This window comes from Euzebyella saccharophila, assembly GCF_014855495.1.
GTDB lineage: Bacteria > Bacteroidota > Bacteroidia > Flavobacteriales > Flavobacteriaceae > Euzebyella > Euzebyella saccharophila.
This window is the reverse complement of record NZ_JACYFJ010000001.1, coordinates 242,843-265,268: the sequence shown is the minus strand read 5'-3', so window position 1 is coordinate 265,268 and position 22,426 is coordinate 242,843. Positions and strand designations below refer to the sequence as shown.

The 22,426-nt window shown below is 40.1% G+C and carries 18 protein-coding genes and 1 tRNA gene; 8 read left to right on the top strand and 11 right to left on the bottom strand.

Features of this window, described 5'->3' with window-relative positions; genetic code table 11:
• Positions 1 to 46 precede the first annotated feature (46 nt).
• The gene (locus IL355_RS01040) at positions 47 to 2,323 is read right to left on the bottom strand and encodes a TonB-dependent receptor (RefSeq protein WP_380081205.1); all 2,277 of its coding nucleotides are present in this window, start codon (positions 2,321 to 2,323) and stop codon (positions 47 to 49) included.
• Between the two features lie 94 nt (positions 2,324 to 2,417).
• Here IL355_RS01040 and IL355_RS01035 point away from each other — a divergent pair, with 94 nt between their 5' ends.
• On the top strand, positions 2,418 to 3,074 hold the full coding sequence (locus tag IL355_RS01035; protein WP_192460356.1) for a metal-dependent transcriptional regulator: 657 nt from the start codon (positions 2,418 to 2,420) through the stop codon (positions 3,072 to 3,074).
• Positions 3,074 to 3,898, top strand: coding sequence for a ZIP family metal transporter (locus tag IL355_RS01030; RefSeq protein WP_225621076.1), 825 nt, complete (start codon positions 3,074 to 3,076; stop codon positions 3,896 to 3,898). Before IL355_RS01035 ends, IL355_RS01030 begins: the two co-directional genes overlap by 1 nt.
• A 37-nt stretch (positions 3,899 to 3,935) precedes the next feature.
• Here IL355_RS01030 and IL355_RS01025 read toward each other — a convergent pair whose 3' ends face one another.
• The 4 genes from IL355_RS01025 to IL355_RS01010 form a co-directional block, all read right to left on the bottom strand.
• Entirely contained in the window at positions 3,936 to 5,069 is a 1,134-nt protein-coding gene (locus IL355_RS01025) for an efflux RND transporter periplasmic adaptor subunit (RefSeq protein WP_192460355.1), read from the bottom strand.
• An 11-nt stretch (positions 5,070 to 5,080) separates the two neighbouring features.
• Positions 5,081 to 9,442 carry a CusA/CzcA family heavy metal efflux RND transporter gene (locus IL355_RS01020; protein ID WP_192460354.1) on the bottom strand — a complete coding sequence of 1,454 codons (4,362 nt, stop codon included), beginning with the start codon at positions 9,440 to 9,442 and terminating at the stop codon, positions 5,081 to 5,083.
• Between the two features lie 82 nt (positions 9,443 to 9,524).
• Positions 9,525 to 9,926 (bottom strand): hypothetical protein, encoded by a 402-nt coding sequence (locus tag IL355_RS01015; protein WP_192460353.1) that lies wholly within the window; start codon positions 9,924 to 9,926, stop codon positions 9,525 to 9,527.
• A gap of 119 nt (positions 9,927 to 10,045) precedes the next feature.
• The gene (locus IL355_RS01010) at positions 10,046 to 12,679 is read right to left on the bottom strand and encodes an MGH1-like glycoside hydrolase domain-containing protein (RefSeq protein WP_192460352.1); all 2,634 of its coding nucleotides are present in this window, start codon (positions 12,677 to 12,679) and stop codon (positions 10,046 to 10,048) included.
• A gap of 174 nt (positions 12,680 to 12,853) precedes the next feature.
• Between IL355_RS01010 and IL355_RS01005 the strand changes: the two genes are divergently transcribed.
• The 3 genes from IL355_RS01005 (at position 12,854) to IL355_RS00995 (ending at position 14,221) form a co-directional block, all read left to right on the top strand.
• Positions 12,854 to 13,285 (top strand): hypothetical protein, encoded by a 432-nt coding sequence (locus IL355_RS01005; protein WP_192460351.1) that lies wholly within the window; start codon positions 12,854 to 12,856, stop codon positions 13,283 to 13,285.
• 102 nt (positions 13,286 to 13,387) lie between these two features.
• Positions 13,388 to 13,753, top strand: a complete 366-nt coding sequence (locus IL355_RS01000; protein ID WP_192460350.1) for a nuclear transport factor 2 family protein — start codon at positions 13,388 to 13,390, stop codon at positions 13,751 to 13,753.
• 81 nt (positions 13,754 to 13,834) lie between these two features.
• Complete coding sequence (locus tag IL355_RS00995) at positions 13,835 to 14,221, top strand: DUF423 domain-containing protein (protein ID WP_192461311.1); 387 nt, start codon at positions 13,835 to 13,837, stop codon at positions 14,219 to 14,221.
• Here the strand turns inward: IL355_RS00995 and IL355_RS00990 are convergent.
• The 4 genes from IL355_RS00990 to IL355_RS00975 form a co-directional block, all read right to left on the bottom strand.
• The gene (locus IL355_RS00990; protein ID WP_192460349.1) at positions 14,218 to 15,774 is read right to left on the bottom strand and encodes a carboxypeptidase-like regulatory domain-containing protein; all 1,557 of its coding nucleotides are present in this window, start codon (positions 15,772 to 15,774) and stop codon (positions 14,218 to 14,220) included. The two genes, IL355_RS00995 and IL355_RS00990, sit on opposite strands and share 4 nt — an antisense overlap.
• A gap of 269 nt (positions 15,775 to 16,043) precedes the next feature.
• Positions 16,044 to 18,281, bottom strand: coding sequence for a ferrous iron transport protein B (feoB, locus tag IL355_RS00985; protein ID WP_192460348.1), 2,238 nt, complete (start codon positions 18,279 to 18,281; stop codon positions 16,044 to 16,046).
• Positions 18,278 to 18,520 (bottom strand): FeoA family protein, encoded by a 243-nt coding sequence (locus tag IL355_RS00980; RefSeq protein ID WP_192460347.1) that lies wholly within the window; start codon positions 18,518 to 18,520, stop codon positions 18,278 to 18,280. Before IL355_RS00980 ends, feoB begins: the two co-directional genes overlap by 4 nt.
• A gap of 128 nt (positions 18,521 to 18,648) precedes the next feature.
• Positions 18,649 to 19,326: an SCO family protein gene (locus tag IL355_RS00975; protein WP_192460346.1), complete on the bottom strand. Its 678-nt coding sequence runs from the start codon at positions 19,324 to 19,326 to the stop codon at positions 18,649 to 18,651.
• A 158-nt stretch (positions 19,327 to 19,484) separates the two neighbouring features.
• Here IL355_RS00975 and rseP point away from each other — a divergent pair, with 158 nt between their 5' ends.
• Both rseP and IL355_RS00965 read left to right on the top strand, forming a co-directional pair.
• Positions 19,485 to 20,840 carry an RIP metalloprotease RseP gene (gene rseP, locus IL355_RS00970; protein WP_192460345.1) on the top strand — a complete coding sequence of 452 codons (1,356 nt, stop codon included), beginning with the start codon at positions 19,485 to 19,487 and terminating at the stop codon, positions 20,838 to 20,840.
• Positions 20,841 to 21,054: 214 nt separating this feature from the next.
• Positions 21,055 to 21,128: transfer RNA gene (locus tag IL355_RS00965), tRNA-Asn, on the top strand.
• Positions 21,129 to 21,341: 213 nt separating this feature from the next.
• On the opposite strand, the gene IL355_RS00960 is transcribed toward IL355_RS00965, so the two are convergent.
• Positions 21,342 to 21,701 (bottom strand): sugar phosphate isomerase/epimerase family protein, encoded by a 360-nt coding sequence (locus IL355_RS00960; protein WP_192460344.1) that lies wholly within the window; start codon positions 21,699 to 21,701, stop codon positions 21,342 to 21,344.
• 2 nt (positions 21,702 to 21,703) lie between these two features.
• The gene (locus IL355_RS00955; RefSeq protein WP_192460343.1) at positions 21,704 to 21,925 is read right to left on the bottom strand and encodes a hypothetical protein; all 222 of its coding nucleotides are present in this window, start codon (positions 21,923 to 21,925) and stop codon (positions 21,704 to 21,706) included.
• A 59-nt stretch (positions 21,926 to 21,984) separates the two neighbouring features.
• On the opposite strand from IL355_RS00955, the gene IL355_RS00950 reads away from it, so the two are divergent.
• A complete protein-coding gene (locus tag IL355_RS00950) occupies positions 21,985 to 22,302 on the top strand; it encodes a divalent metal cation transporter (RefSeq protein ID WP_225621075.1) in 318 nt (105 codons plus the stop codon).
• The last annotated feature ends 124 nt before the right edge of the window (positions 22,303 to 22,426 follow it).

Genomic DNA, 22,426 nt, shown 5'->3' with positions numbered 1-22,426 from the left:
TCTAGAAAGTAGTCTAAATGTACATATATAATTATAATATCGTTGTTCAATCGAGACGGTATCGTAATCCAAAAAAAGCCCTGATGCCTTGGTTGGGTCCGTAAACATAAGAGGGGTCAAAGGTTAAGGCGTTCGGGTTGTTCGCCGTTGCGACCACGTCACCATTGTTGTCAAGGGTAACATCTCTGTCAAAAGGGTCGTTGGCGCGGGCAATTAAAAAGGGGGTGCCTCTATTGGGTGTCCAATCCAGAAGGTTTTTTATACCTCCGTAAAGTTCAATATTTTCAATTCCTTTGTAGGTGAATTGTATGTTTTGTATGCTCCAGGTAGGGCTGTATTCTGGTCTGGGGTCTTGTTCTCCTAATAGGGGTAGTCGCATGGGTCCGTAAAGGTTCCCTGTATAATCAATGGATAGATGAATGGGCCTAATATCATAAAATAAGCCCCAAGTGCCTGTAAATCTTTCGGTCAGAATCTGCCTTTGTTTATTACCATCTTCGGTTTGGCTAACATCTTGTAAAGTAGCGCCGGCCATAATTTTAAAACTGCTGGGGAAAACAACATCTAAATTGAGGCTTACACCTTGAGAAACCGATTTTCCATCTAGATTGTCATAAATAATTTTATTAGGGTCGGTGTCGTAATCTGGTAAAATGGCGTTGCTAAATGAAGTGTAGAATACGGATGCATCCAACCCCATAAAAGTTCCGTTATCGCCATAGAATTTTTTGAGATAGTTCAGATTGAAATTGATAGATCGTTCAGGATTCAGTTCTTCGGTAACCACCACTTCGCGGGCTCCTGTTAAAGCGGCATGGTCTTCGGTAAATAAATTGACGACCCTAAAACCGGTACCGGCATTAAATCTTAGAATATCATTTTCGTTCAATTTCCAGCGATAAGCCATTCTGGGGGTGAAAATGTTACCGTGCCTTTCATCATAATCATAGCGCATACCCAGCAATAGAGAGTGCTTTTGCGCCAATTGCATTTCATCTTGTACAAAAAGACTGGGAATTACAACTTCATCTTCTTCTACAGTAGCGGCCGTATTATCGTCGTAATAATTGTACCTAGCGGCCGCCCCAAATAATAAATCGTGGGATTTTATTTTTTTATCCCATGTCAATTGTGCGAAACCTATTCGTTGGTCGGCAATATAAGGGGTGTCTCCATAAACTGAGTTTTGCTTGTGGTCGTTATAGGAAAAGGAAAGCAGCATTTTTTCTTCAAGAGGTAACTGGTACTTTCCTAAAACTTCCCATCGGCTGGTGTAAATACTTTCACCATAGATTTCGTCCCCACCCCTGAACTCTGGGGTCCATTGCAACTCGCCTCCCCATCGGTCTTCATAGAAATACCTTCCGGCAAGGGAAAAGATGCGGGATTTGTCCCTTTTAAAATTCCATTTTTGAAATACCGAAATTCTATCTTGAAGTGTTAAATCGGTAAAGTTGTCATTGTTATTATCGATTAGCTCATCGTATTTAAAATAGTTCACGCCCAAGAGAACATCCGTTTTATTGCCAACTGGAATTTTAGCTCCCACATCTAAATTATATTCTCCCCAACTCGTGGTAAAAGCATCTGCAAAAAAGTCGGGCGCGTCCAAGCTATTTTTGGTAATAATATTGATAAGTCCGCCAACGGCTTCACTCCCGTAAAGGCTAGACGCTGGCCCTTTCACGACCTCTATCTGCTCAATGAGGGAGTTGGGAATGCCCGATAGACCATATACCGTTCCCAAGCCACTAACAATGGGCATTCCGTCTATAAGAACCAAAGTGTAGGGCCCTTCCAATCCGTTAATATGTATATCACCTGTGTTGCACACGTTACAGTTGATTTGTGGGCGAACACCATTTACATTTTGAAGAGCCTCAAAAATGCTTGCGGTGGGATTCTTTTTTAAAAAGGTGGGGCTGTAGACTTCAACCGGTACCGGACTTTCCGATCGACTGACGGCTTTTAAGGTGCCGGTAACCACCGTTTCTTCCAGTTGTTCCGATGATTCTTGAAGAAGTATGTTGAGGTTCTTCGTTTTCCCCGATTGTATGTTAATGCTACTGGAATAAGGCTGGTAGCCCAACACTTTTATTTTTAGGGTGTAGTTTCCTTCGGGAATGTCTGGGATTAAAAAACTTCCATTTTCATCGGAGGCCGTTCCAAAATCGGTTCCATGTAAATAAATATTGGCGTAGGGCACGGGAAAATCACCATCGGTTAAAGTTCCGCTCAATTGACCGTTTTGGGCGTAAAGCGAATATCCGATTAATATATTGAAGAAGAGTATGATAAATCTAAAATTTTGTGTGAGCAAAATAAATATTTAAATAGATATAAAATTAAATTTAGACAAAACTAAAAATTTGTTTTTAGTTATAAAAATGTATTTTTGTGTATTCTTAAAAAATACTATGACGCTTTCAGAGGAAGACTATATAAAAGCGATTTATCACATAGGGAAAGGTGAAAACACAACAGTTTCCACCAATTCAGTGGCAGAAGAGATGGATACCAAACCTTCATCGGTAACCGATATGGTCAAAAAGTTGTCGGAAAAGGGCTTGGTCAACTATAAACCTTACAAAGGTGTTAGCCTTACCGAACATGGGCAAAAAACGGCACTTACCTTGGTGCGAAAACACCGTCTGTGGGAAGTTTTTTTAGTGGAAAAGCTTGATTTTTCCTGGGATGAAGTCCATGAGGTGGCAGAGCAGCTAGAGCATATAAAAAGCGAAAAACTGACCGATAGTTTAGATAAGCTTTTAGGATATCCTGAAGTGGATCCCCACGGTGATCCCATTCCTTCTAAAAAAGGGGAATTCAAAAAAGCCATTAAAAAGTTGTTGAGCGAAGTGCCTATTGGTAAAAGTGGTGTTTGCGTGGGGGTGAAGGATTCTTCAGCGCCTTTTCTAAAATTTCTCGACAAAAATAACATTGCCTTGGGAGATGCGGTTTTGGTGATGGACAAAGAGGAGTTTGACGGTTCTTTGCATATTAGAATTGGAGATAGGGATATTCATATCTCCCAGCAGATTGCATCCAATTTATATTTAAAAATTACGGAATAATGATACAGCAGGTAATTGATTATTTTGAATCTATAGACCCCGTTCTGGCAGCATTCTATGCTACCGTTTTCACTTGGGGACTTACAGCATTGGGGGCGTCCTTGGTATTTGCCTTTAAGACGATGAACCGAGCCGTACTGGATGGAATGTTGGGATTTACCGGTGGAGTGATGGTAGCCGCCAGTTTTTGGAGTCTTTTGGCACCGGGTATTGAGATGAGTCCCGGGGAAGGTTTTGTAAAGGTGATTCCGGCGGCGGTCGGCTTTTTGTTAGGCGCAGCCTTTATTTTTGCACTGGACAAGATTCTTCCACATTTGCATATCAATTTTAAGGAAAGTGAAGCCGAAGGGGTAAAAACACCTTGGAGGCGAACCACCCTTTTAACCTTGGCCATTACCTTGCACAACATTCCTGAAGGTTTGGCGGTAGGAGTGCTTTTTGGAGGTGTGGCCGCCGGTTTTGACGGGGCGTCCATTGGAGGTGCGGTAGCCCTAGCCTTAGGTATCGGACTTCAAAACTTTCCGGAAGGCTTTGCTGTGGCCATGCCCTTACGTAGACATGGTTTGAGCCGTACGAAAAGCTTTTTGTACGGACAGGCTTCCGCCATCGTTGAACCTATAGCCGCAGTTCTTGGGGCTTGGGCCGTTCTAACTTTCGAACCTATTTTACCTTATGCGCTTTCATTTGCTGCCGGTGCTATGCTTTTTGTGGTGGTAGAGGAGGTCATCCCCGAAACCCAACAGGATAAATATACGGACATTGCCACTATGGGTTTTGTAGGCGGATTTATCATCATGATGACATTGGATGTTGGACTTGGTTAGGTCATCATCTATAAAATATTCATTTTAGCTTCACCATCTATTCTCCTATGAGGTCATAGGCTCCCTTTGTTAAATAGTACGATTCGCTTGGTAATTGGTGGTAATTGGTGATTGATGTATAATTTTTATGAAGGTTTCCGGGCGCTATTTCTGTCTGTTTAAAATAGTAAACCTCGTTCTCTTTTTTTTCTAGTTGTAATATGTAAGATTTATCTTCAAAGGAGACTATTGCTTCTGAGGGTAGCGCGTATTTCTCCGTGCTACCTATCACAATTTTAGAAGTGACGAACATACCGGTCAAGAATTGGTTTTTGGCCTCATTCTTTAAATGGCCGTGAACTTTAATTGTCCTGTTTGGATCAATAGAAGTACCGATTAGATAAACTTCGCCCAGAAATACGGAGTCAGAAGCTTCCGGAATACGGAATTGAATTTCCTGACCCTTTTTTATTTTCATGATATCCTTTTCGAAAACGGAAAGCTCCAGATGAATATGTTCATTATTGATGACTTCTAGAATAGGGGAAGCTGGGGAAATATAAGATCCCTTACTTACGTATATTTGGGTGACACTTCCATTAATAGGCGAATAGATGGAAACGACAGTAGATATGTTTCCTTTTTCAACTTCAGCCGCGGAAATATTTATCATGGCCAGTTGTTTTTTAAGGCTAGCATACCTTGCCATAGTAGTTTTATACTCACTCTCTGCTCTTAAAAATTTTTTCTCCGAAGTAATATTTTCGGTCTTTAGGGCCGTTTGTCTTTCGAATTCGTTTTTCAAATAAGTCAATTGCTCCTTAGCTTCTAGATATTCTTGTTGTAGTTTGATAAAATCGGGGTTTTCGATAGTGGCAAGTAGTTGGCCTTTTTTAACTCGATTTCCTATTAGAAGAGGGGTGCTTTTGATATAACCTCCCATGGTAGCGCTTACGACTGCCTTATTTTCTGGCGGCACGTCTATCATACCATTTACCTCAACAGTTTCAAGAAAGGGCCTGGTTTCTATGGTACCCAATTTCATCTTTCCGTTGTTAAATTGGTCTTGGCTAACTTTAATAAAACTATTTGATGAATGCGGGGCTTCCGCATTGTTGTTTGCGTTATTTTTATCGGTATTTCCGCAGGCGGTTAGAAGGGTGGCGGAGATAATTAATACTATGTTTTTCATGGTATGTGTTATTAAAACTCAAGGCTAAGGTGATTGATTTCAAGTGTTGTCTGGTTGTACAGGTTAAGATTTTCCAAATACTCTAATTGTATTTCATATGCGTTCTCCAAACTCTGTATGTATTGAAAAAAATCTATTTCCCCGTTTTTAAAAGAAATGGTGGCCGTTTTTAATATCTCTTCGGAGAGGGTAATTCCTTCTTCTTTGAAGTATTCTAGTGTTTGGGCATATTTTTCATGTTCCTTTAAAAGGTTGCTGTGCTTTACAGATAGGTTTTTTTGATATTCCTTGGATTCTTCCTGTGTTTTTAATTCTGAAAGCATTGCAGCTTTAATTCTGGATTTATTACCAGAAAATAGTAAAGGTATTTTGACCCCTACTTGATAGCCGTAAAGCGGACTGCTCAATGCACTGTTGCTTCCCTGAAAATAATTAAAGGTCAAATCCGGTAACAATTTATGGCTTTCAAGTTTTTTTTCGGCTCGTGCCTTTTCCGCTAAGGATTGATAATAGCTTGATTCTATGGTTTTCTCTGGATAAATTAGCTTTAATCCGATTTTTTCCGCTGGAGTTACCATAATTTTTACGGAGTCCGTTGTTTGAATCAAGCCTAAGATTGTAGAATAGGCTACGGTTACATCTTTCTTAGTTTTTTCAAGTGCTACTTGAATTCTCCTTCGTTTGGCTGATGCAGTGATTTTCTCCAAATAATTGGTTTCGCCAAGTTCAAACCTACGTTTGGCCATACGGGCAAAATCGGTATACAGGCTATCTAAAGCCCGGTAGATGGCTTCTTTTTCGGTTTGATATAAAAAATTGTAATAGGCAACCGAAACATCTTTTTTTAGGAGTTTTTTTCGAATTTCAAATTCTTTTTCAGAAAGGTGTAACTCTTTTTTAAGAACAGATTTTTTACTAAAATATACCGTTGGGAACAAAAAATTTTGCTGTATGCCCCAAACATTCAGGGGCAAGTTTCCAACACTTAGGTTGTTTTGATCGTAATGATAGTATATTTCTGTTTTATCGAAGTCGAAAGCATTTACCAAAAGCGTCTTCGATTTTTCCTTTTTCAATTGTGCAGCTTTGAATCCGGAGTTATTTTCAAAGGCTATTTGGATAAGCCCCTCTAAATTTATGGGTGTTTCTTGGGAATAAGAGATGGTAGAAATTCCTAAACACACATTTGACAATATCCTAATTTTACTTTGATTACCTACCTTTAAATTGAGTTTCTTACCGTTTTTAAAAAGGGAATAGAGAACAGGAAGTACCAACAAGGTAAGTAAGGTGGAACTTATAAGTCCGCCAATTACCACGGTTGCCAAAGGTCTTTGAACCTCCGCTCCGGCGTTGGTAGAAACGGCCATGGGTAGAAATCCTAAGGCAGCGGCAGAAGCGGTCAACAAAACGGCCCTCAGACGGTCCTTTGCTCCTTGTTTTATTAATTTTTCCATACTTGTGAAATGTTGTTCTTGTAGTTCTTTAAAATGTTCGATCAACACAATACCGTTCAGTACGGCAATACCAAAAAGAGCTATAAAGCCTACCCCTGCAGAAATACTAAACGGCATGCCCCTCATCCATAGAAAAAGAATGCCCCCAACGGCGGCTAAGGGAATTGCCGAGTAAATAAGTAATGCCTCTTTGACCGATTTGAATGCGAAATACAAAAGGATAAAAATTAAGATAAGCGCAATGGGTACCGCAATTAAAAGTCTTGCTTTGGCACTTTGTAGATTTTCAAATTGACCCCCATATGAAATGTTATATCCCGTTGGTAACTGGATGTTGTTGTAAATAAGTTCTTGCACATCGTTTACAACGGATTGCAGGTCTCGGTTGCGAACATTAATTCCAACAACAATCCTCCTACGGGTATCATCCCTTGAAATTTTCGCGGCCCCTTTTTGGTAGGAGATTTCGGCAATTTCGTTCAAGGGAACTTTAAAACCATTTGGGGTGTCTACATAGAGGTTTTTAAGGTGCTCCATTTCCGTTCTATTGTCTTTGTGTAACCTAACTACCAAATCGAACTTTTTTTCTCCCTCGAACATACTCCCTACGGTCCTTCCCGCGAACCCCATGGAGATCATGTCATTTAAATCCTTAATATTGAGTCCGTAGAGTGCAATTTTTTTCCTGTCATATTTTACATTCATCTGGGGAAGTCCCACAATTTTCTCCACGGTAATATCCGATGCCCCGGGCACGTCTTTTATTAGGTTTTTTATTTCATTTCCTTTTTTACTGAGGATTTCCAGATTTTCTCCAAAAATTTTAATGGCAATATCGGAACGAACACCGGTTATAAGCTCATTAAACCGCATCTCAATCGGTTGGGTAAATTCAATTCCAATTCCTGGAATAACGGATAGTGCTTCCTTGAATTTGTTGGCCAACTCGTCTTTGGTTTCCGCAGTGGTCCATTCGTTTTCCGGTTTTAGTGAAATAATTACATCGCTTTCTTCCATTGACATTGGGTCGGTAGGCACTTCGGCCGCTCCAATACGTGTGACCACTTGATTTACTTCAGGAAATTCTTTCAAAAGTATTTCCTCGATCTTCGTGGTTGTTTCAATGGTCTTCTGAAGAGAGGTTCCCGTTTTTAATACCGGTTGAATAACAAAGTCTCCTTCGTCCAAGGTGGGTACGAATTCGCCACCCATCGTAGAAAAAATATAAATGCTTAGTGCAAGAAGTATAGAGGCCAACGCCAGAACTAGCTTTTTGCTGTTTAGTGCCCAATCAATAATAGGGTCGTAGGTGTTATTTAGCCAAGTGACCAATCTCACTGAAACCCCCTTCTTTTTAGATGTGGTCCCATCAGCTAGCTGTTTTGAAGGTTTTAAAATAAGCGATGCAATTGCCGGTACATAAGTAAAGCAAAAAACCATTGCGCCCAAGAGTGCAAAACTGAAGGTTAGAGCCATGGGTTTGAACATTTTACCTTCCACTCCGCTCAAAGAAAGGATTGGGATAAATACGATTAAGATAATCAGTTGACCGAAAATCGCAGAGTTCATCATTTTGGAAGCGCTCTTTACCGTAATAGCATCTTTACGGGTTTGTAGTTCTTTCTTTGATAAATGACATAGTTCAGAGCTTTTCGATGCTATTTGAAATGCAATGAACTCCACAATAATCACTGCTCCGTCTATAATAATACCAAAATCTATGGCGCCCAGACTCATTAAGTTGGCATCAACGCCAAAAATGTACATTAGCGAGAGAGCAAAAAGCAAGCATAGCGGTATAACGGATGCCACTACCAAACCGGACCGAAAATTTCCTAAGAGCAGAACCACAATAAAAATGACGATAAGAAAACCCAGAACCAGATTTTCAGTAATGGTAAATGTGGTTTTTGCAATGAGGTCACTACGATCCAATACAGGATTGATGTAGACTCCCTTTGGCAGCGCACCTGAAATATTCTCAATCCTTTCCGTTACGGCATCAATAACTTTTTTAGAGTCGGCATCTTTCAACATCATTATTTGGCCGAGAACCTTTTCACCTTCCCCATTACCGGTGATGGCCCCAAAACGCGTTGCACTACCAAAGCCCACATCGGCCACATCTTTTATTAAGACGGGTAGTCCGTTCTTAACGGTTACCACTATATTTTCAATATCTTTCAGATTCTTGGTAAGTCCCTCTCCCCTTATAAAATAGGCTTCGTTTTCTTTTTCAATGTAACCGCCACCTGCTACATTATTATTTTTTTCAAGTGCCAAAAAAACATCATGGGCCATAATATCCATGGCAGTTAGTTTTTCAGTTTTGATGGCAACCTCATATTGCTTTAAATAACCACCCCAAGTATTTACCTCTACCACTCCGGGTATTCCCGAAAGTTGTCTTCTAACCACCCAATCTTGAATGGTACGAAGTTCCGTAACATCATATTGACCTTTATAAGCAGGGTCTATTTCTAGAGTGTACTGATAAATCTCGCCCAAACCTGTGGTGATGGGCCCCATTTCCGGCGAACCAAAACCAACAGGTATTTTTTCTTCGGCAGATTTGATTTTTTCCGCAATGAGCTGCCGAGGGAGATAGGTGCCCATCTCGTCTTGAAATACGATGGTGACCACCGATAATCCAAATTTGGTCACAGACCTTATTTCTTCCACTCCGGGAAGGTTGGACATCTCAAGTTCTACGGGATAGGTAATAAATTGCTCCATATCCTGTGTGGAAAGATTTCTGGAGGTAGTGATGACCTGAACTTGGTTATTGGTTATATCCGGTACGGCACCAATAGGTATTTGAGTAAGGGCATACGTTCCGTAACCGACTACTACGAGGGTGAATAGTATTACAATGAGTTTATTGTGAACACTAAAATTTACAATTTTTGTGAGCATGATTATGCATAATCCATTAAGTAAGAAATAGCTGTTTACCCGATTATAAGGGTGGGCGATTCAAAAAGTAACTATGTGATGACTATGCTGCTCTAGGAGGTTGAAAAGGTTCATCCACCTCCAAGGAGTGGTAAGAATTAGAGTAGAAAAAATTATGGGTTTCATCTACTTCAAAAACCTGTATTTTAAGGAAGTTTGTGCTAAAATCACGAATTACGTAAGTACTGCTGGTTGTACTATGGCAATGATGCTGAAAGGGAAGTTTTTCGTGGTCTTTCTTTTCTTCTCGATGTTCTTTTTCGTGTTCCGCTTTTAAATCTCCATAGTGTTTGGCCATAAAAACCAAAAAGTTATCGCCGTAAGTTTCTTGGTGGAACTTTGCATGATTAAAAAGCTCATCCAATTCAGCTAAGTCGTTGGCATGAAAACCAAGACTTTGCGCAAGGATTAAAAAAGAGCTCAATATGCAAGTTAACTTGACCATGGTTAGTTAAAATTAGAAAATTTAAAAACCTGTAATAAAATTTACATTGTTAAAGTGCTATTTTTTCAATTAATTTATAGCTATTCTAATTAAGACAGTTAGTTGAATTTGAGTTAGTTTTACCTGTTTATTTCCTCAATTAAATTGGCGACAAGGGCCGTCCATCCGGTTTGATGTGAGGCACCCACGCCACGACCGTTATTCCCATCAAAATACTCAAAGAACAGAATGAGGTCCTTGAAATATTTATCTTGATGTTTTTCTTGGTGCAGTGCGTTTACAGGTCGGTTGCCGTTTTCGTCTTCTTTAAAAATAGAAATAAGCCTTTTGCTGATTTCAAAGGCAATTTCTTTTAAATTCAGGTAATTGTCACTTCCGGAAGGGTAGGCATACTTCAGGTTATTCTCAAAATGATTGTGGTATTCTTTAAAGGTGCTAATGAAGAGGTAGTTCATAGGCATCCAAATGGGGCCGCGCCAGTTGGAATTTCCCCCGAACAAATCAGTAGTAGATTCAGCGGTTTCGTAATTGATACAGTATTCGGCGCCATTAATATTGATGGAGTACGTTTCCTCATGAGCCTTTGATAACGAACGGATACCGTAGTCGCTTAAAAATTCGGCTTCGTCCAAAATACTTCTCATAAGCACATCCAATCGCTTTCGAGGAACTAAGGAAAGTAGCACATCTTTGCCATCTTCATATTCTTCCAGTACTTGGTATTTGTTGTTCTCCATGCGGTATTTACGATACCAACCCATACTCGATTTAAACCTTGGCAACTTTTCTAAAGATTCTTTTCGAACGTTAAGTACGGCGGCGAGCGACAACAATCCTGAAATGGACCGGACTTTTATGGGGATACGCTCGGTACTGGGTAAAATAAGGGTGTCATAGAAAAACCCGTCGTTTTCATCCCAGGCTCCGGCAGCTTCTTCGGATATTTTGTTCAGGGCTTCCGTTATAAAACAAAAATGCCCGAAGTATTTGATGCACATATCTTCAAAACTGGCATCCTCTTTAGCTATCTCTATGGCCATCTCCAACATATTGAGACAATAAAGCGCCATCCATGAGGTGCCATCTACTTGCTCCAATACTCCTCCACCGGGCACTCCGTTGCTGCGATCAAAAACCCCAATATTATCCAAGCCTAAAAATCCACCTTCAAAAACATTATTGTTGAGGCTATCTTCCCGGTTCACCCACCATGTGAAATTGAGTGCCAGTTTGTTGAACATTCGTTTAAGGAAGTCTAGATCGCCTTTACCGGTTTTACGGAGTTCCATTTGGTAAATTTGAATGGCCGCCCATGCCTGTACCGGCGGATTCACATCACTGAAATTCCATTCGTAGGCAGGAATTTGTCCGTTGGCCGCCATGTACCATTCCTTGGTAAAGAGCAACAATTGCTTTTTGGCGAATTCGTGGTCTACCATGGAAAAGGTCACACAGTGAAAAGCGGAATCCCAAGCGGCAAACCAAGGATATTCCCAAGCGTCGGGCATCGAAAGAATGTCGTGGTTTCTAAAAGTGGTCCAACTGCTGTTTCTTCCCCATTTTCTTTCTTGTGGCGGATGGCTTCCCGGATCTCCGTTGAGCCATTGCTCTACTTCATAGTTGTAGTATTGTTTTGTCCACAGTAGACCCGCAAAAGCTTGTTTTTGTATTTCCCGTTGTTCAGGAGTTGAATTTTGGGTGAGGTTTTCCAGAAATTCTTGCGATTCTTGAATCCTATCCGAAAAAGCCTGGTCAAAATCGGTATCAAAAGGTTGGTCAATGGAGTTTTTGCTTAACCGCAATTGTATGGTTTTGGTTTCCCTGGAGGCAACTTCCATTTGATAAAAAGGAGCAAATTTGGTGCCTTCTGTATTTTTTTCCGCCATAGAGAAATCATTATTGACGACTGCATCATGAAAGAGATCTTTCTTAAACGGATGGTCATTTTTACCATTGAAAACCCGCTCGGTATTGGTTTCGTTTTCGGTGAAAAGGTAGTTCTGGGGAGTGTCAAAATACAAATGATATTCACCTACATATTCGTGCTTCACAAAAACGCCTGCCGTATTAGCATTCGCTATTTTTTTGATGACGGGCTTTTCATTCATACCCGTAAAACTCCAGAAATTTCGTATCCAAACGGTTGGTAGCAAGCTGATGGGTGCCGTTTGAGGTCCTCGATTGCTAATGGAAATCTTGATGAGCGTATCCTCTTCGCCAGCCTTGGCATATTCCGTATATACATCAAAATACTCGTTGTTGTCAAAGAGTCCGGTATCCAACAGTTCGTATTCCGTTTCGTGTTTGCCGCGCTTTTGGTTTTCTGAAACCAATTGGGCGTATGGAAATTCATTCTGTGGGTACTTGTACAAATGCTTCATGTACGAATGACTGGGGGTGTTCTCCAAATAGTAATAAAGCTCTTTAACATCTTCGCCATGATTGCCTTCCGGGCCGGTCAGTCCAAAAAGGCGTTCTTTTAAAATGGGGTCTTTGCCATTCCAAAGGGCTATGGCAAAACAAATATTGCAATACCTATCTGAAATTCCTGCGATACCATCTTCGCCCCAACGGTAGGTTCTACTGCGGGCATGGTCGTGTGGAAGGTAGTTCCACGCATCGCCATTGGCACTATAATCTTCCCGAACCGTTCCCCATTGACGTTCACTGAGATACGGCCCCCATTTAAGCCAATCTTTTTTCTTTGAATAGTGTTCTTCTAGCCTTTTATCTTCAACGGTTTTGGTGCCCATGATATGTATTACAAAATTTGATATGAAGATAGTCAATGATTTTGGGCTATTGGGAACCTACATGCATTAAAAACGGACTTGAATAACAGCTAGAATTTATTTTATGGACACAAAAATTTTAATGGCTTTTGTACGTTTGTATAGTACCTGTAGAACACTTTGAAAGTTGACCCTATGAAAGAAGGCCGCGGTTGGTTTTGGAATATTTTAGCTGTAATTACCGTAATTATCTGTTTGTTTGCGTTCGTGCTTCACTTTAAAAATTGGACCTCTACGGATAATGAGGGTTTCCGGGTAATGTCTGGATTTTACTACCAGAAAATTAAATTTTCTGATTTGGATAGTGTTTTGCTGGAAGAACGCATCCCGCCAATGGAACGCCTAAACGGATTTTCGGCCTTTGCCAAGGAAAAAGGTGTCTTTAGGGAGTTCAAAGATTCCCTTACCGACAAAAAAGTATATGTCTTTGCAGACAACATTGAGAACTCCAAAATAAAGCTGGTACACCACGATTCTATCAAAATCTTCATTAACCTGAAGGATTCGGTGGAAACCGAGCAACTCTTTAAGCAGTTATCAAGTAAACTACCACTTGAGCCAAATTAGTTGGCCTTCGTACTTTAAACTTACATCAAATTTTTACGGAGCTTTTTGTGCATCAGTCTAGTATGATGTACCTTGAGACTGTAATCAATTAAAAAATAACAGATGGAAACAAGTGAAATTGCTTCAAAATTAGTGTCATGGTGCAAACAAGGAGATTTTGAAAAACCATATCAAGAACTGTATAGCCCTAAAATTGTAAGTATTGAAAATGACGGAAAAGCCGAAGGTGCCTATGTGGAAGGTTTTGAGGGAATACAGAAAAAAGGGGAGTGGTGGCAAGAAAATTTTGAGGTGCACAACACCGAAGTTTCAGAGCCGCTAGTGGCCAATAACTGGTTTTCCGTTAGATTCGATATGGATACCACTCACAAACCATCGGGGCAGCGTTCAAAAATGTCCGAAATAGCTGTTTACGAAGTGAAAGATGGTAAAATTGTAAAAGAGCAGTTTTTCTACGACGAAGAATAATGGAATATTTTTCTGTTAAAAGACCGATTTCTGATGGAGGTCGGTCTTTTTTTGCTTTCTATCTTTGTAAAAAAATAAATGATGGTTCTGCTCGCTCAAATATTTGGGGCTCTTTTTGGTCTCTTGGCCGTAATTTTTGGGGCTTTTGGTGCCCACGCCCTAAAAAAAATCTTTACCAAAGATCAGCTAAAAAGCTTTGAAACGGGAGTAAAATACCAAATGTACCATGCTTTGGTTCTGTTAATGGTAGGGTTCAATTTTAATTTGGATACTGGCCATCAAGCAGCCATGGTCTACTGCTTCATTATTGGGGTAATTCTTTTTTCCTTTAGTATTTACGGATTGACCTTAAGCAGCGCCAAAGGCAAAAAATGGAAATTTTTGGGCCCCATCACACCCTTGGGCGGTTTGTTATTGGTGGCCGGTTGGGCACTTTTGCTTTACAACTTAATTCGTAATTTGATTTAATCGGTAAATTCTACTTCCGAGGTAAATTCCTTAATGGCTTTGTTGGGTTCGATTATATTGTAGCCCTTCCAGAAATTGGGGTCGTAATTGGGCATATAGGTAGGTAATACTTTATTGTTTTCTTTAAAGTATTCAAATTGCTCTTCGTTAATGGGTTCCTCGTCAAAAACAACCAATTCATATTGGTTGATGTTGCCAAAAGAAGCATCTACTTTCAATTTTAGCTCGTTTTGTTTGCGACGACCTTTTACGTTTTTGTTTTTTTCAATGATGGCCAAGGGGCGTTTAAAACCGGCCTGCACCCCCTTAATAATATTGTAGTAGCGTAAGTGATATTTGTGGTCGCTTCCCTTCGCGAAGATGATGCTTCCCTTTGCGAGATATTCATTGAAGGAAACCCCCAAAAGACTAAAATCACGAAGGGGTTCGGTGTTTTCAAAATCCATTCGGATAAGGGCAAAGTCGTCTGAGTTGATATAGAGCGTACCTTGAAATTCAGGCGAACCGTCAGGTACATATTTAATCACATACACCGCCTGATCGCCCAAATAGGTAAAGTTTTCCAGTGTGAGTTCGTAACGCCTTGGTTTGAATAGAATGTTATAATCAGAATCGTCAAAAATAGGCAGGTTGGCAAATAGGTTGCCTAGGGTTTGCCGTTTGTATTTGGAGAAAAACTTTCTGCGGTCTTCCTTTTGTTTACGTTCTTCCTCCAGTTTTTGGTTCAGGGCGGCCGCATCGGTAGAATCTATTTCTTCTTCAAACAAATCGCCCATATCTTCAGGGTCAATTTTGGCGCCGAACAAACCTGATTTTAGTTTAAAGTAGGAATCCGTTTTAATATTCTTTTTGACGATGTCATTGAACTTTTCTTCCAGTTTTTCAAGGTCAATGTCTTTGTTCTTATCAAAAAGTTCCGAAGCTTTGATAAGGTCTAGCTTTTGTTCATCGGCATCATCGGCGCCATACAAGTCGCCCAACATTTCGGTGTAATAGGTATTTTCTTTGGGAACGGTGTTGATGACACTGTCTAGAAAATTTCGGTTAAAGGCCTCAATGCTAGATTTTTTGATTTCATATTCAGTCTTTAGGACCCTATTTTGATACGTTTCGCGAAGGAAAACCCTTTTTTTGGTGTAATTGGTGTAGTAGTTTTTTTCAATATGATCTTCAACTAATTCTATGATTTCCTTGGGAGTGTACTCTTTGTTCGATACGATAACTTCTCGCAATTCAATGGCCTTCGGTTTTAAATAAATCAGGCTATCCTTGAATTCCTGAATAGGCTTCCCCATGCTTTCGTAGCCAATACAAGAGATAAAAAGGGAATCTGTTGGTTGAATTTGTGCGTCCAATGAGAATTTAAACCGTCCTTCTTCATTGGTGATCATTCCTCTATTGTTGAGCTGTACAGTGGCGTAGGGCACCGGTTTTTTAGAGGCCGAATCTACGATTACGGAACTTAACGACTGCGAGAAGGATGACAGAGCGCATAGAAAAAGTAAAAGATTAAATGGCTTTTGCACAGTGGAATTAAAGGTTACGCTTTTCAAAAAAAGAAAAGTTAAGCGAACCTACCGCCATTTTTTGGATTTTATTAGTAGCTATTTATTCTTTTTTTAACTCAATAGCAGAAACTTAGAGTTTCTCTAGCAGCAAGGAGGTGCTATCAACTGCAGCCACAATCATCTTGTCCACAAGCTTTCTTAGACCCCTTGTTGGCGCTAAACAAAGAACGAGGTAGAAAGAATTTTTTAACCAAATAACCAACGGCCATTAATACAATAAAGTAAGTGATGATGGTTTGAAACATGGTTTTCTATTATTTTAAAAATTGATAAGCGACCAATGCTATAATATACGCAAAAGCACTCATGAATACCAATTGTAGGGCCGGCCATTTCCACGTATTCGTTTCTCTTTTCACAATTGCCAAGGTGCTCATACACTGCATGGCAAAGGCATAAAAGAGCAATAGAGATATTCCCGAAGCCAAATTGAACAAAGGTTTTCCGGTGGCAGGGTTGATTTCTGCCGCCATTCTGTTCTTTATAGTTTCCTCTTCATCACTACCTACACTGTAAATTGTGGCCAAGGTGCCGACGAATACCTCTCGAGCGGCAAAAGAGGTGAGTACGGCAATGCCAATTTTCCAATCGTAGCCTAAGGGTCTAACCACGGGCTCAATGGCTTTTCCCATTAACCCTATATAGGAGTTTTCCAGTTTATGGCTGGCTATTTCTTGATGTAAGGCATTTTGAAATAGTAATTCTTCTTTAACTCGAACAGAATCGGTAATTGCCTTTTCGGAAATGTTATAAATACCAGCTGAAACACTGTCGTTTAAAGAGGATTTGTAGTTTGCAAGAGTCGTAGCAAGGTTCTCTTGGTTGTACCTTGTGAGACCTTGGGTTTCTATCCTTTCCGCTACAATTTCATCGGCTTTATGGAAATCTTCCGAAAATCCGTTAGACCCTAAAAACCACAGGACTATGGAGATGGCTAAAATTATCTTACCAGCTCCCAACACAAAACTTTTTGTTTTTTCCCAAACCGTGTATGCTACGTTCTTACCTAAGGGAAGTTTGTAATTGGGCATTTCAATGACAAAAAATTGTCGGCTTCTGATTTGCAGAATTTTGTTCAAAACCATTGCCGAAAGTATCGCGGCCCCAAAACCAATTAGATAAAGGAGCATGAGGGTCAAAGGCTTGTAACCAAGGCCCAGAAAGGTTCCTTCGGGTATGATCAGTGCAATGATGATTAAGTATATGGGCAGCCGCGCGGAGCATGTAGTAAACGGAGTTACCAATATGGTGATCAACCGTTCTTTCCAACTTTCAATGGTTCTGGTGGCCATAATGGCCGGAATAGCACAAGCGGTACCCGAAATTAGGGGAACCACACTTTTTCCGCTCAAACCGAATGGTTTCATGACCCGGTCCATTAAAAAGACCACACGGCTCATATATCCGGATTCTTCCAAAAGGGAAATAAAAAAGAACAAAAAGGCTATTTGGGGAATAAATATCACTACGCCCCCAATACCTGCCAGAATGCCTTCGGCTAATAAATCCGTTAGCATTCCGGGTGGTAACGTATTTTTTATCCATTCACTGGCAGATGCGAATAGCTCGTCAATAAAATCCATAGGAAGCTCGCTCCATGAATAGATGGCCTGGAAAATTAGCAACAGTATCATGAAGAAAATAAGGTAGCCAAAAACCTTGTGGGTTAGGATTCTATCGAGCGAAGCCCTAAATCCCTTGGCGGCAGCGGTATCCACTTTGTAGGTTTCCTTTAAAACTCCATTAATATATTGATACCTAAGAATGGTTTCTTTTTGCTGCAGTCTTTTTAATTCAGATTTCGTTTTAATAGAAAAAGAGGCATCTTCATTAATACGTTTCTTTTCTACCGGCATAAAGTTGACATCCTGCGTAATCACCAGCCACAGTTTGTAAAGGTCTTCTTTTGGAAAAGTTTTTTTTAATTTTTGAAAATATTCCGGCTCTATGACGGAAATATCCAAGCTCTTCTCCGCTTTAATGGTTCCATATTCGGCAATCAGTTCCTTCAGGCGGTCCAGTCCCAGGCCTTTGCGCGTGCTCATGAGCGCAATTTTAGTGTTCAGTTTTTCTTCTAGTAAGGGAATGTCTATGGTAATGCCCTTTCGAGACATTCGGTCAGACATATTGATGACCAAAATTGTTGGGATGTTGAGGTCTTTGATCTGGGTAAATAGAAGAAGGTTCCTTTTCAGGTTTTCAACATCACTGATTACTACGGCAACATCTGGGTGGTCCTTATCATTTTTATTGAGGAGCAATTCAACGGCCACACTTTCGTCCAATGAAGTAGTGTTAAGACTGTAAGTGCCGGGAAGATCCAGGATGTGGGCCTTTAGACCTCTAGGCAATTTGCAGATACCTTCCTTCTTTTCAACCGTAATACCGGGGTAATTGCCCACCTTTTGTTTTAGACCGGTAAGTTGATTGAATACAGATGTTTTACCCGTATTGGGATTCCCTATGAGGGCAACGTTAATTTGTTTGCTCATAGGGCAGTCTGTTCTTGAATAAGATCTAACTCGATTAGTTGTGCTGTTTCCCTGCGTATGGCCAAATGGCAACCGTTTACGTTAACGTAGATAGGATCGTTGAGAGGGGCAATTTGAACCAGTTCTATTTCGTTGCCCGGCAGGCATCCTAGCTCCAGGAGTTTAATGGGCAAAACATCATTAGCAAACTCCCTAATTATCCCTTTCTGCCCTCTTTTTAACTCTGCGACCGTCGCCATTAATCTTATTTAGATTGATTATAATTAAAGGCAAAAATAATGTAAAATTCTCGAAAATGTCGAAAACCTCTTTAAAAAAGCCCTTTTCAAAAAACTTCTAGGCGTATTAAATTAAAATTGGGCTTTATTTAATCTTCTTGGTAGGAGGACTTTAAGATTTCAAGGTCCGCCATTAGTTTTTCCACATCCTCCTCTTTTGTTCCGTCATAAAATCCGCGAATGCGTTTTTCCTTGTCTACCAAAATAAAGTTTTCTGTGTGGATCATGTCATAAGGGCCACCATCCCCATCGGTCTTTACGGCCAAATATGATTTTCGGGCCAAGTTATAGATTTGCTTTTTGTCTCCGGTGACCAAATTCCATATACTGTCATCTACTCCCTTTTCAATCGCATATTTTTTAAGTTGTGCTACGGAGTCAATTTGAGGGGTGACCGAATGTGAGAGCAGCATCACGTCTGTTTCGTTTTTAATTCTTTCTTGAATTTCCGCCATATTCTTGGTCATGATAGGGCAGATGGTAGGGCAAGTGGTAAAGAAAAAATCGGCCACATAAATTTTATCCTCATACTCTTTTTGTGTGACCGTTTCGCCATTTTGGTTTACAAGTGAAAAATCTGCAATGGTGTGATATTTTTTTTTGTATTGTAAGGTGCTATCCACCAATTCCGGATTTACCATAGAGGGTTGGTAAATAGTTAGGATTTCTTTGGGCTGAAGTGCATTATAGAATAAATAGACGATTACGGCCGATAGAACCAACAAAACCGCACCAAATATTTTGAACTGGGCAAAAAACGAGCGCATAATCTTTTTTGCAAAGATACGTTAGTACATCAAAGCTATCAAGATGCGATAGTTAAGGGGCTTACTAAAAGTTTCTTAAAATGATATGGGGCGGCAACTTTCTTTTTTTAAGAGGGTGTAAAACCTTACTTTTGTGCGTTTAATTTTAGAAAACCTAGATGGATCCTATACTGATCAAGACCATTCAATTTTTTTTAAGTCTCTCCCTGTTGATCGTTCTTCATGAACTAGGACATTTTGTTCCGGCGAAACTTTTTAAAACAAGGGTGGAGAAATTTTACCTGTTTTTTGATGTCAAGTTTTCCCTTTTTAAAAAGAAAATAGGCGAAACCGTTTATGGTATTGGTTGGTTGCCGTTGGGAGGTTATGTGAAAATAGCCGGTATGATAGACGAAAGTATGGATACCGAAGCTATGAAGGAAGAACCCAAGGAATGGGAATTTAGAAGCAAACCGGCATGGCAACGTCTTATCATTATGATTGGCGGGGTAACCGTGAATTTTATCCTGGCGTTTATCATCTATATTGGAATGGCATTTGTCTATGGGGACCAAATCATCCCTGCGGATAGCTTAAAGGACGGTGTGCAGGTGGTAGTTCCTGAAATTGGAGACCAACTAGGGATTAAAACCGGAGATAAGATTTTAGCGGTTGATGGCAATGAAATTGAGGATTTCAACACCGTTTTTATTGAAATCGTAAATGGTAACAGTATCACCATCGAAAGGGATGGGGAGGTAATGGAACGTGAAATACCGGTCGATTTTATTTCCACCTTGATCGATGATAAGGAAAAGGCCCGGTTTTTGAGTTTTCGCCAGCCTTTTATAGTTCAAGAAGTAGCACCGGATTCTCCTAACAAAGGTATTGACCTTCAAAAGAATGATGTGCTTGTGTCCATTAATGGACAGAGTGCCTCTTATATGGATGAGGTGGTTCCTATCTTGGAAGCCTATAAGGGTAAGGAAGTGAGTATTACCGTAAAGCGTGAAAATGGGCAAACCAAGACCTTACAGGCTCAGGTAAATGAGGATGCCAAATTGGGTATTGCCATTGCTGCCACTATGAAGGAGTATGAGCGTATGGGATATTTTAAAATAGAGACTCGTAAGTATAGTTTCATGGAGGCCATTCCAGCGGGTTTTGACAAAGGAGTCAATACGGTAACGGGCTACTTAAAACAGTTGAAGAAAATTTTTAACCCAGATACAGGCGCTTATAAAGGCGTGGGAGGATTTGCAGCTATTGGAGGATTATTTCCGGAAACATGGGATTGGGAAATCTTTTGGGGTACCACTGCATTTTTATCCATTATGTTGGCAGTTCTAAACCTTTTACCTATACCTGCACTTGATGGCGGACACGTGATGTTTTTGCTGTATGAGATGGTGACGGGACGCAAGCCAAGCGATAAATTTTTGGAATATGCCCAAATGGTAGGTTTCTTTTTATTATTGGCTTTAATTCTCTTTGCCAACGGAAATGATTTGTACCGCTGGTTAAGCGGAAAATAGTTTGAAAAAATTGTTTGGCACAAATAAAAAAACGATTATATTTGCACCCGCTTTAAGCGATTAAAGTGATTGAAATTCCTCCTTAGCTCATCCCGATAGCTATCGGGAGGTTAGAGGCAGAGTGAAAAAGTTCTTTTGAAAAGCAGAATATTTTCAAAATTTGATAAAATATTCTGAGATTAGCGAAAAACTAATTAAAAGGTATATATAATATTCCTCCTTAGCTCAGTTGGTTAGAGCATCTGACTGTTAATCAGAGGGTCCTTGGTTCGAGCCCAAGAGGGGGAGCTAAATAGAAATCCGATACTGTAAAGTGTCGGATTTTTTGTTTTTCAAGCTTGTCCTGACTTTAGGCTAGATTGCGCCTTATTTGGTAGCACTAGGAGGCCTCTTCCCATGTTTTTCTAAGAAAAACTAAATCTTTTTTCATCCTCTTGAAAACTTCCTTATGATCAATACTCAGCTTTGTGTCACCATGTTCAGCACCACCTAGGTCGTATTCTAGGTGCAATGAAACAGGTACATTAATACCATATTTTTGAGTAATGAAAAGTAGCGTTTAAAATCCCCCATTCCTTCCCCTAAAGGGGTATTGATAGGTTTCCATTTCCCGTTTTTTTGTCCCCATTTAAAATCTTTTATAACGATGGTATTGATATGGTCTTTAATTAGGTGAAGACCGAGTTCCCAACTTCCGCCTGCTTCAGCCACCGCATGTCTTATATCGTACTGCATTCCCAAGTGTTCAGAAGTAAGGTCTTTAAGCAATTCATAAGAATCCCAAATGGGGGCTCCTACATGTTTTCCAAAGTGATTTTGATAAGAACCTTTTATATCTAATTCTTTGTTGATTTGGTTCAATGTTACAAATTGCTTTTAAAGATATTCATTTGATCGAGAATCGGCTTTTCTTGTGAATAGGATAACCAACCAGTCCTGTAATGTTTAATTCCCAGTCGACTAGCGGCTTGGAGAATAGTCTGCTCCAGTTCGTTTTGGGCATCCAATACGCTTGTTGTTATAAGGCTATGCTTAAGACCGGTGTCTTGAATGGCTTTCACGGCCAAGGGTAAATCGCGATTCACATTTTCTGGCAATACATGTCCCTTTCTCCATCTTTCCTATTTTGTTGATTGTTCCAATTTTGATTTCCGATTACCAATCCGGTGCATTGGATACCAGTTCCAAACAGTTTAAGGGGATTACCGCCATTGGCTGTCTATTCGCCCTGATCGTACCTATTTTTGGGTCCAACCCCGTGGAAATGCAGATATTGTCGCAAGTTTTCAATGTTTTTGTTCTTCCTTTGGTTATTGTTGGAATTTTGATTCTTATCAATAAAGAAGAACTGATGAAAGGGCATCAAACCCCAAAAATCATCAATCTGGGCCTGTTGTTGGCCTTGATTTTTGCATGTATTATTTCCTATAATGGGGTCGTGGCACTGTTGGAGTATTTTTAGTGGGCTCCTTCATGAATTGAAATACCGTATTTTAAACTATGGTTTTATAAAGGGCTGAACTCCAAAAAGATTATACTTAAAATTCTGTAACCAAAATTGTTAGCAGCTTTAATCGGAATTCATG

Bases quoted from the DNA above. Each gene is read 5' to 3' on its own strand.
- IL355_RS01035 (WP_192460356.1), top strand. From the start codon at position 2,418: ATGACGCTTTCAGAGGAAGACTATATAAAAGCGATTTATCACATAGGG.
- IL355_RS01030 (WP_225621076.1), top strand. From the start codon at position 3,074: ATGATACAGCAGGTAATTGATTATTTTGAATCTATAGACCCCGTTCTG.
- IL355_RS01025 (WP_192460355.1), bottom strand. From the start codon at position 5,069: ATGAAAAACATAGTATTAATTATCTCCGCCACCCTTCTAACCGCCTGC.
- IL355_RS01020 (WP_192460354.1), bottom strand. From the start codon at position 9,442: ATGCTCACAAAAATTGTAAATTTTAGTGTTCACAATAAACTCATTGTA.
- IL355_RS01015 (WP_192460353.1), bottom strand. From the start codon at position 9,926: ATGGTCAAGTTAACTTGCATATTGAGCTCTTTTTTAATCCTTGCGCAA.
- IL355_RS01010 (WP_192460352.1), bottom strand. From the start codon at position 12,679: ATGGGCACCAAAACCGTTGAAGATAAAAGGCTAGAAGAACACTATTCA.
- IL355_RS01005 (WP_192460351.1), top strand. From the start codon at position 12,854: ATGAAAGAAGGCCGCGGTTGGTTTTGGAATATTTTAGCTGTAATTACC.
- IL355_RS01000 (WP_192460350.1), top strand. From the start codon at position 13,388: ATGGAAACAAGTGAAATTGCTTCAAAATTAGTGTCATGGTGCAAACAA.
- IL355_RS00995 (WP_192461311.1), top strand. From the start codon at position 13,835: ATGGTTCTGCTCGCTCAAATATTTGGGGCTCTTTTTGGTCTCTTGGCC.
- feoB (WP_192460348.1), bottom strand. From the start codon at position 18,281: ATGAGCAAACAAATTAACGTTGCCCTCATAGGGAATCCCAATACGGGT.
- IL355_RS00980 (WP_192460347.1), bottom strand. From the start codon at position 18,520: ATGGCGACGGTCGCAGAGTTAAAAAGAGGGCAGAAAGGGATAATTAGG.
- IL355_RS00975 (WP_192460346.1), bottom strand. From the start codon at position 19,326: ATGCGCTCGTTTTTTGCCCAGTTCAAAATATTTGGTGCGGTTTTGTTG.
- rseP (WP_192460345.1), top strand. From the start codon at position 19,485: ATGGATCCTATACTGATCAAGACCATTCAATTTTTTTTAAGTCTCTCC.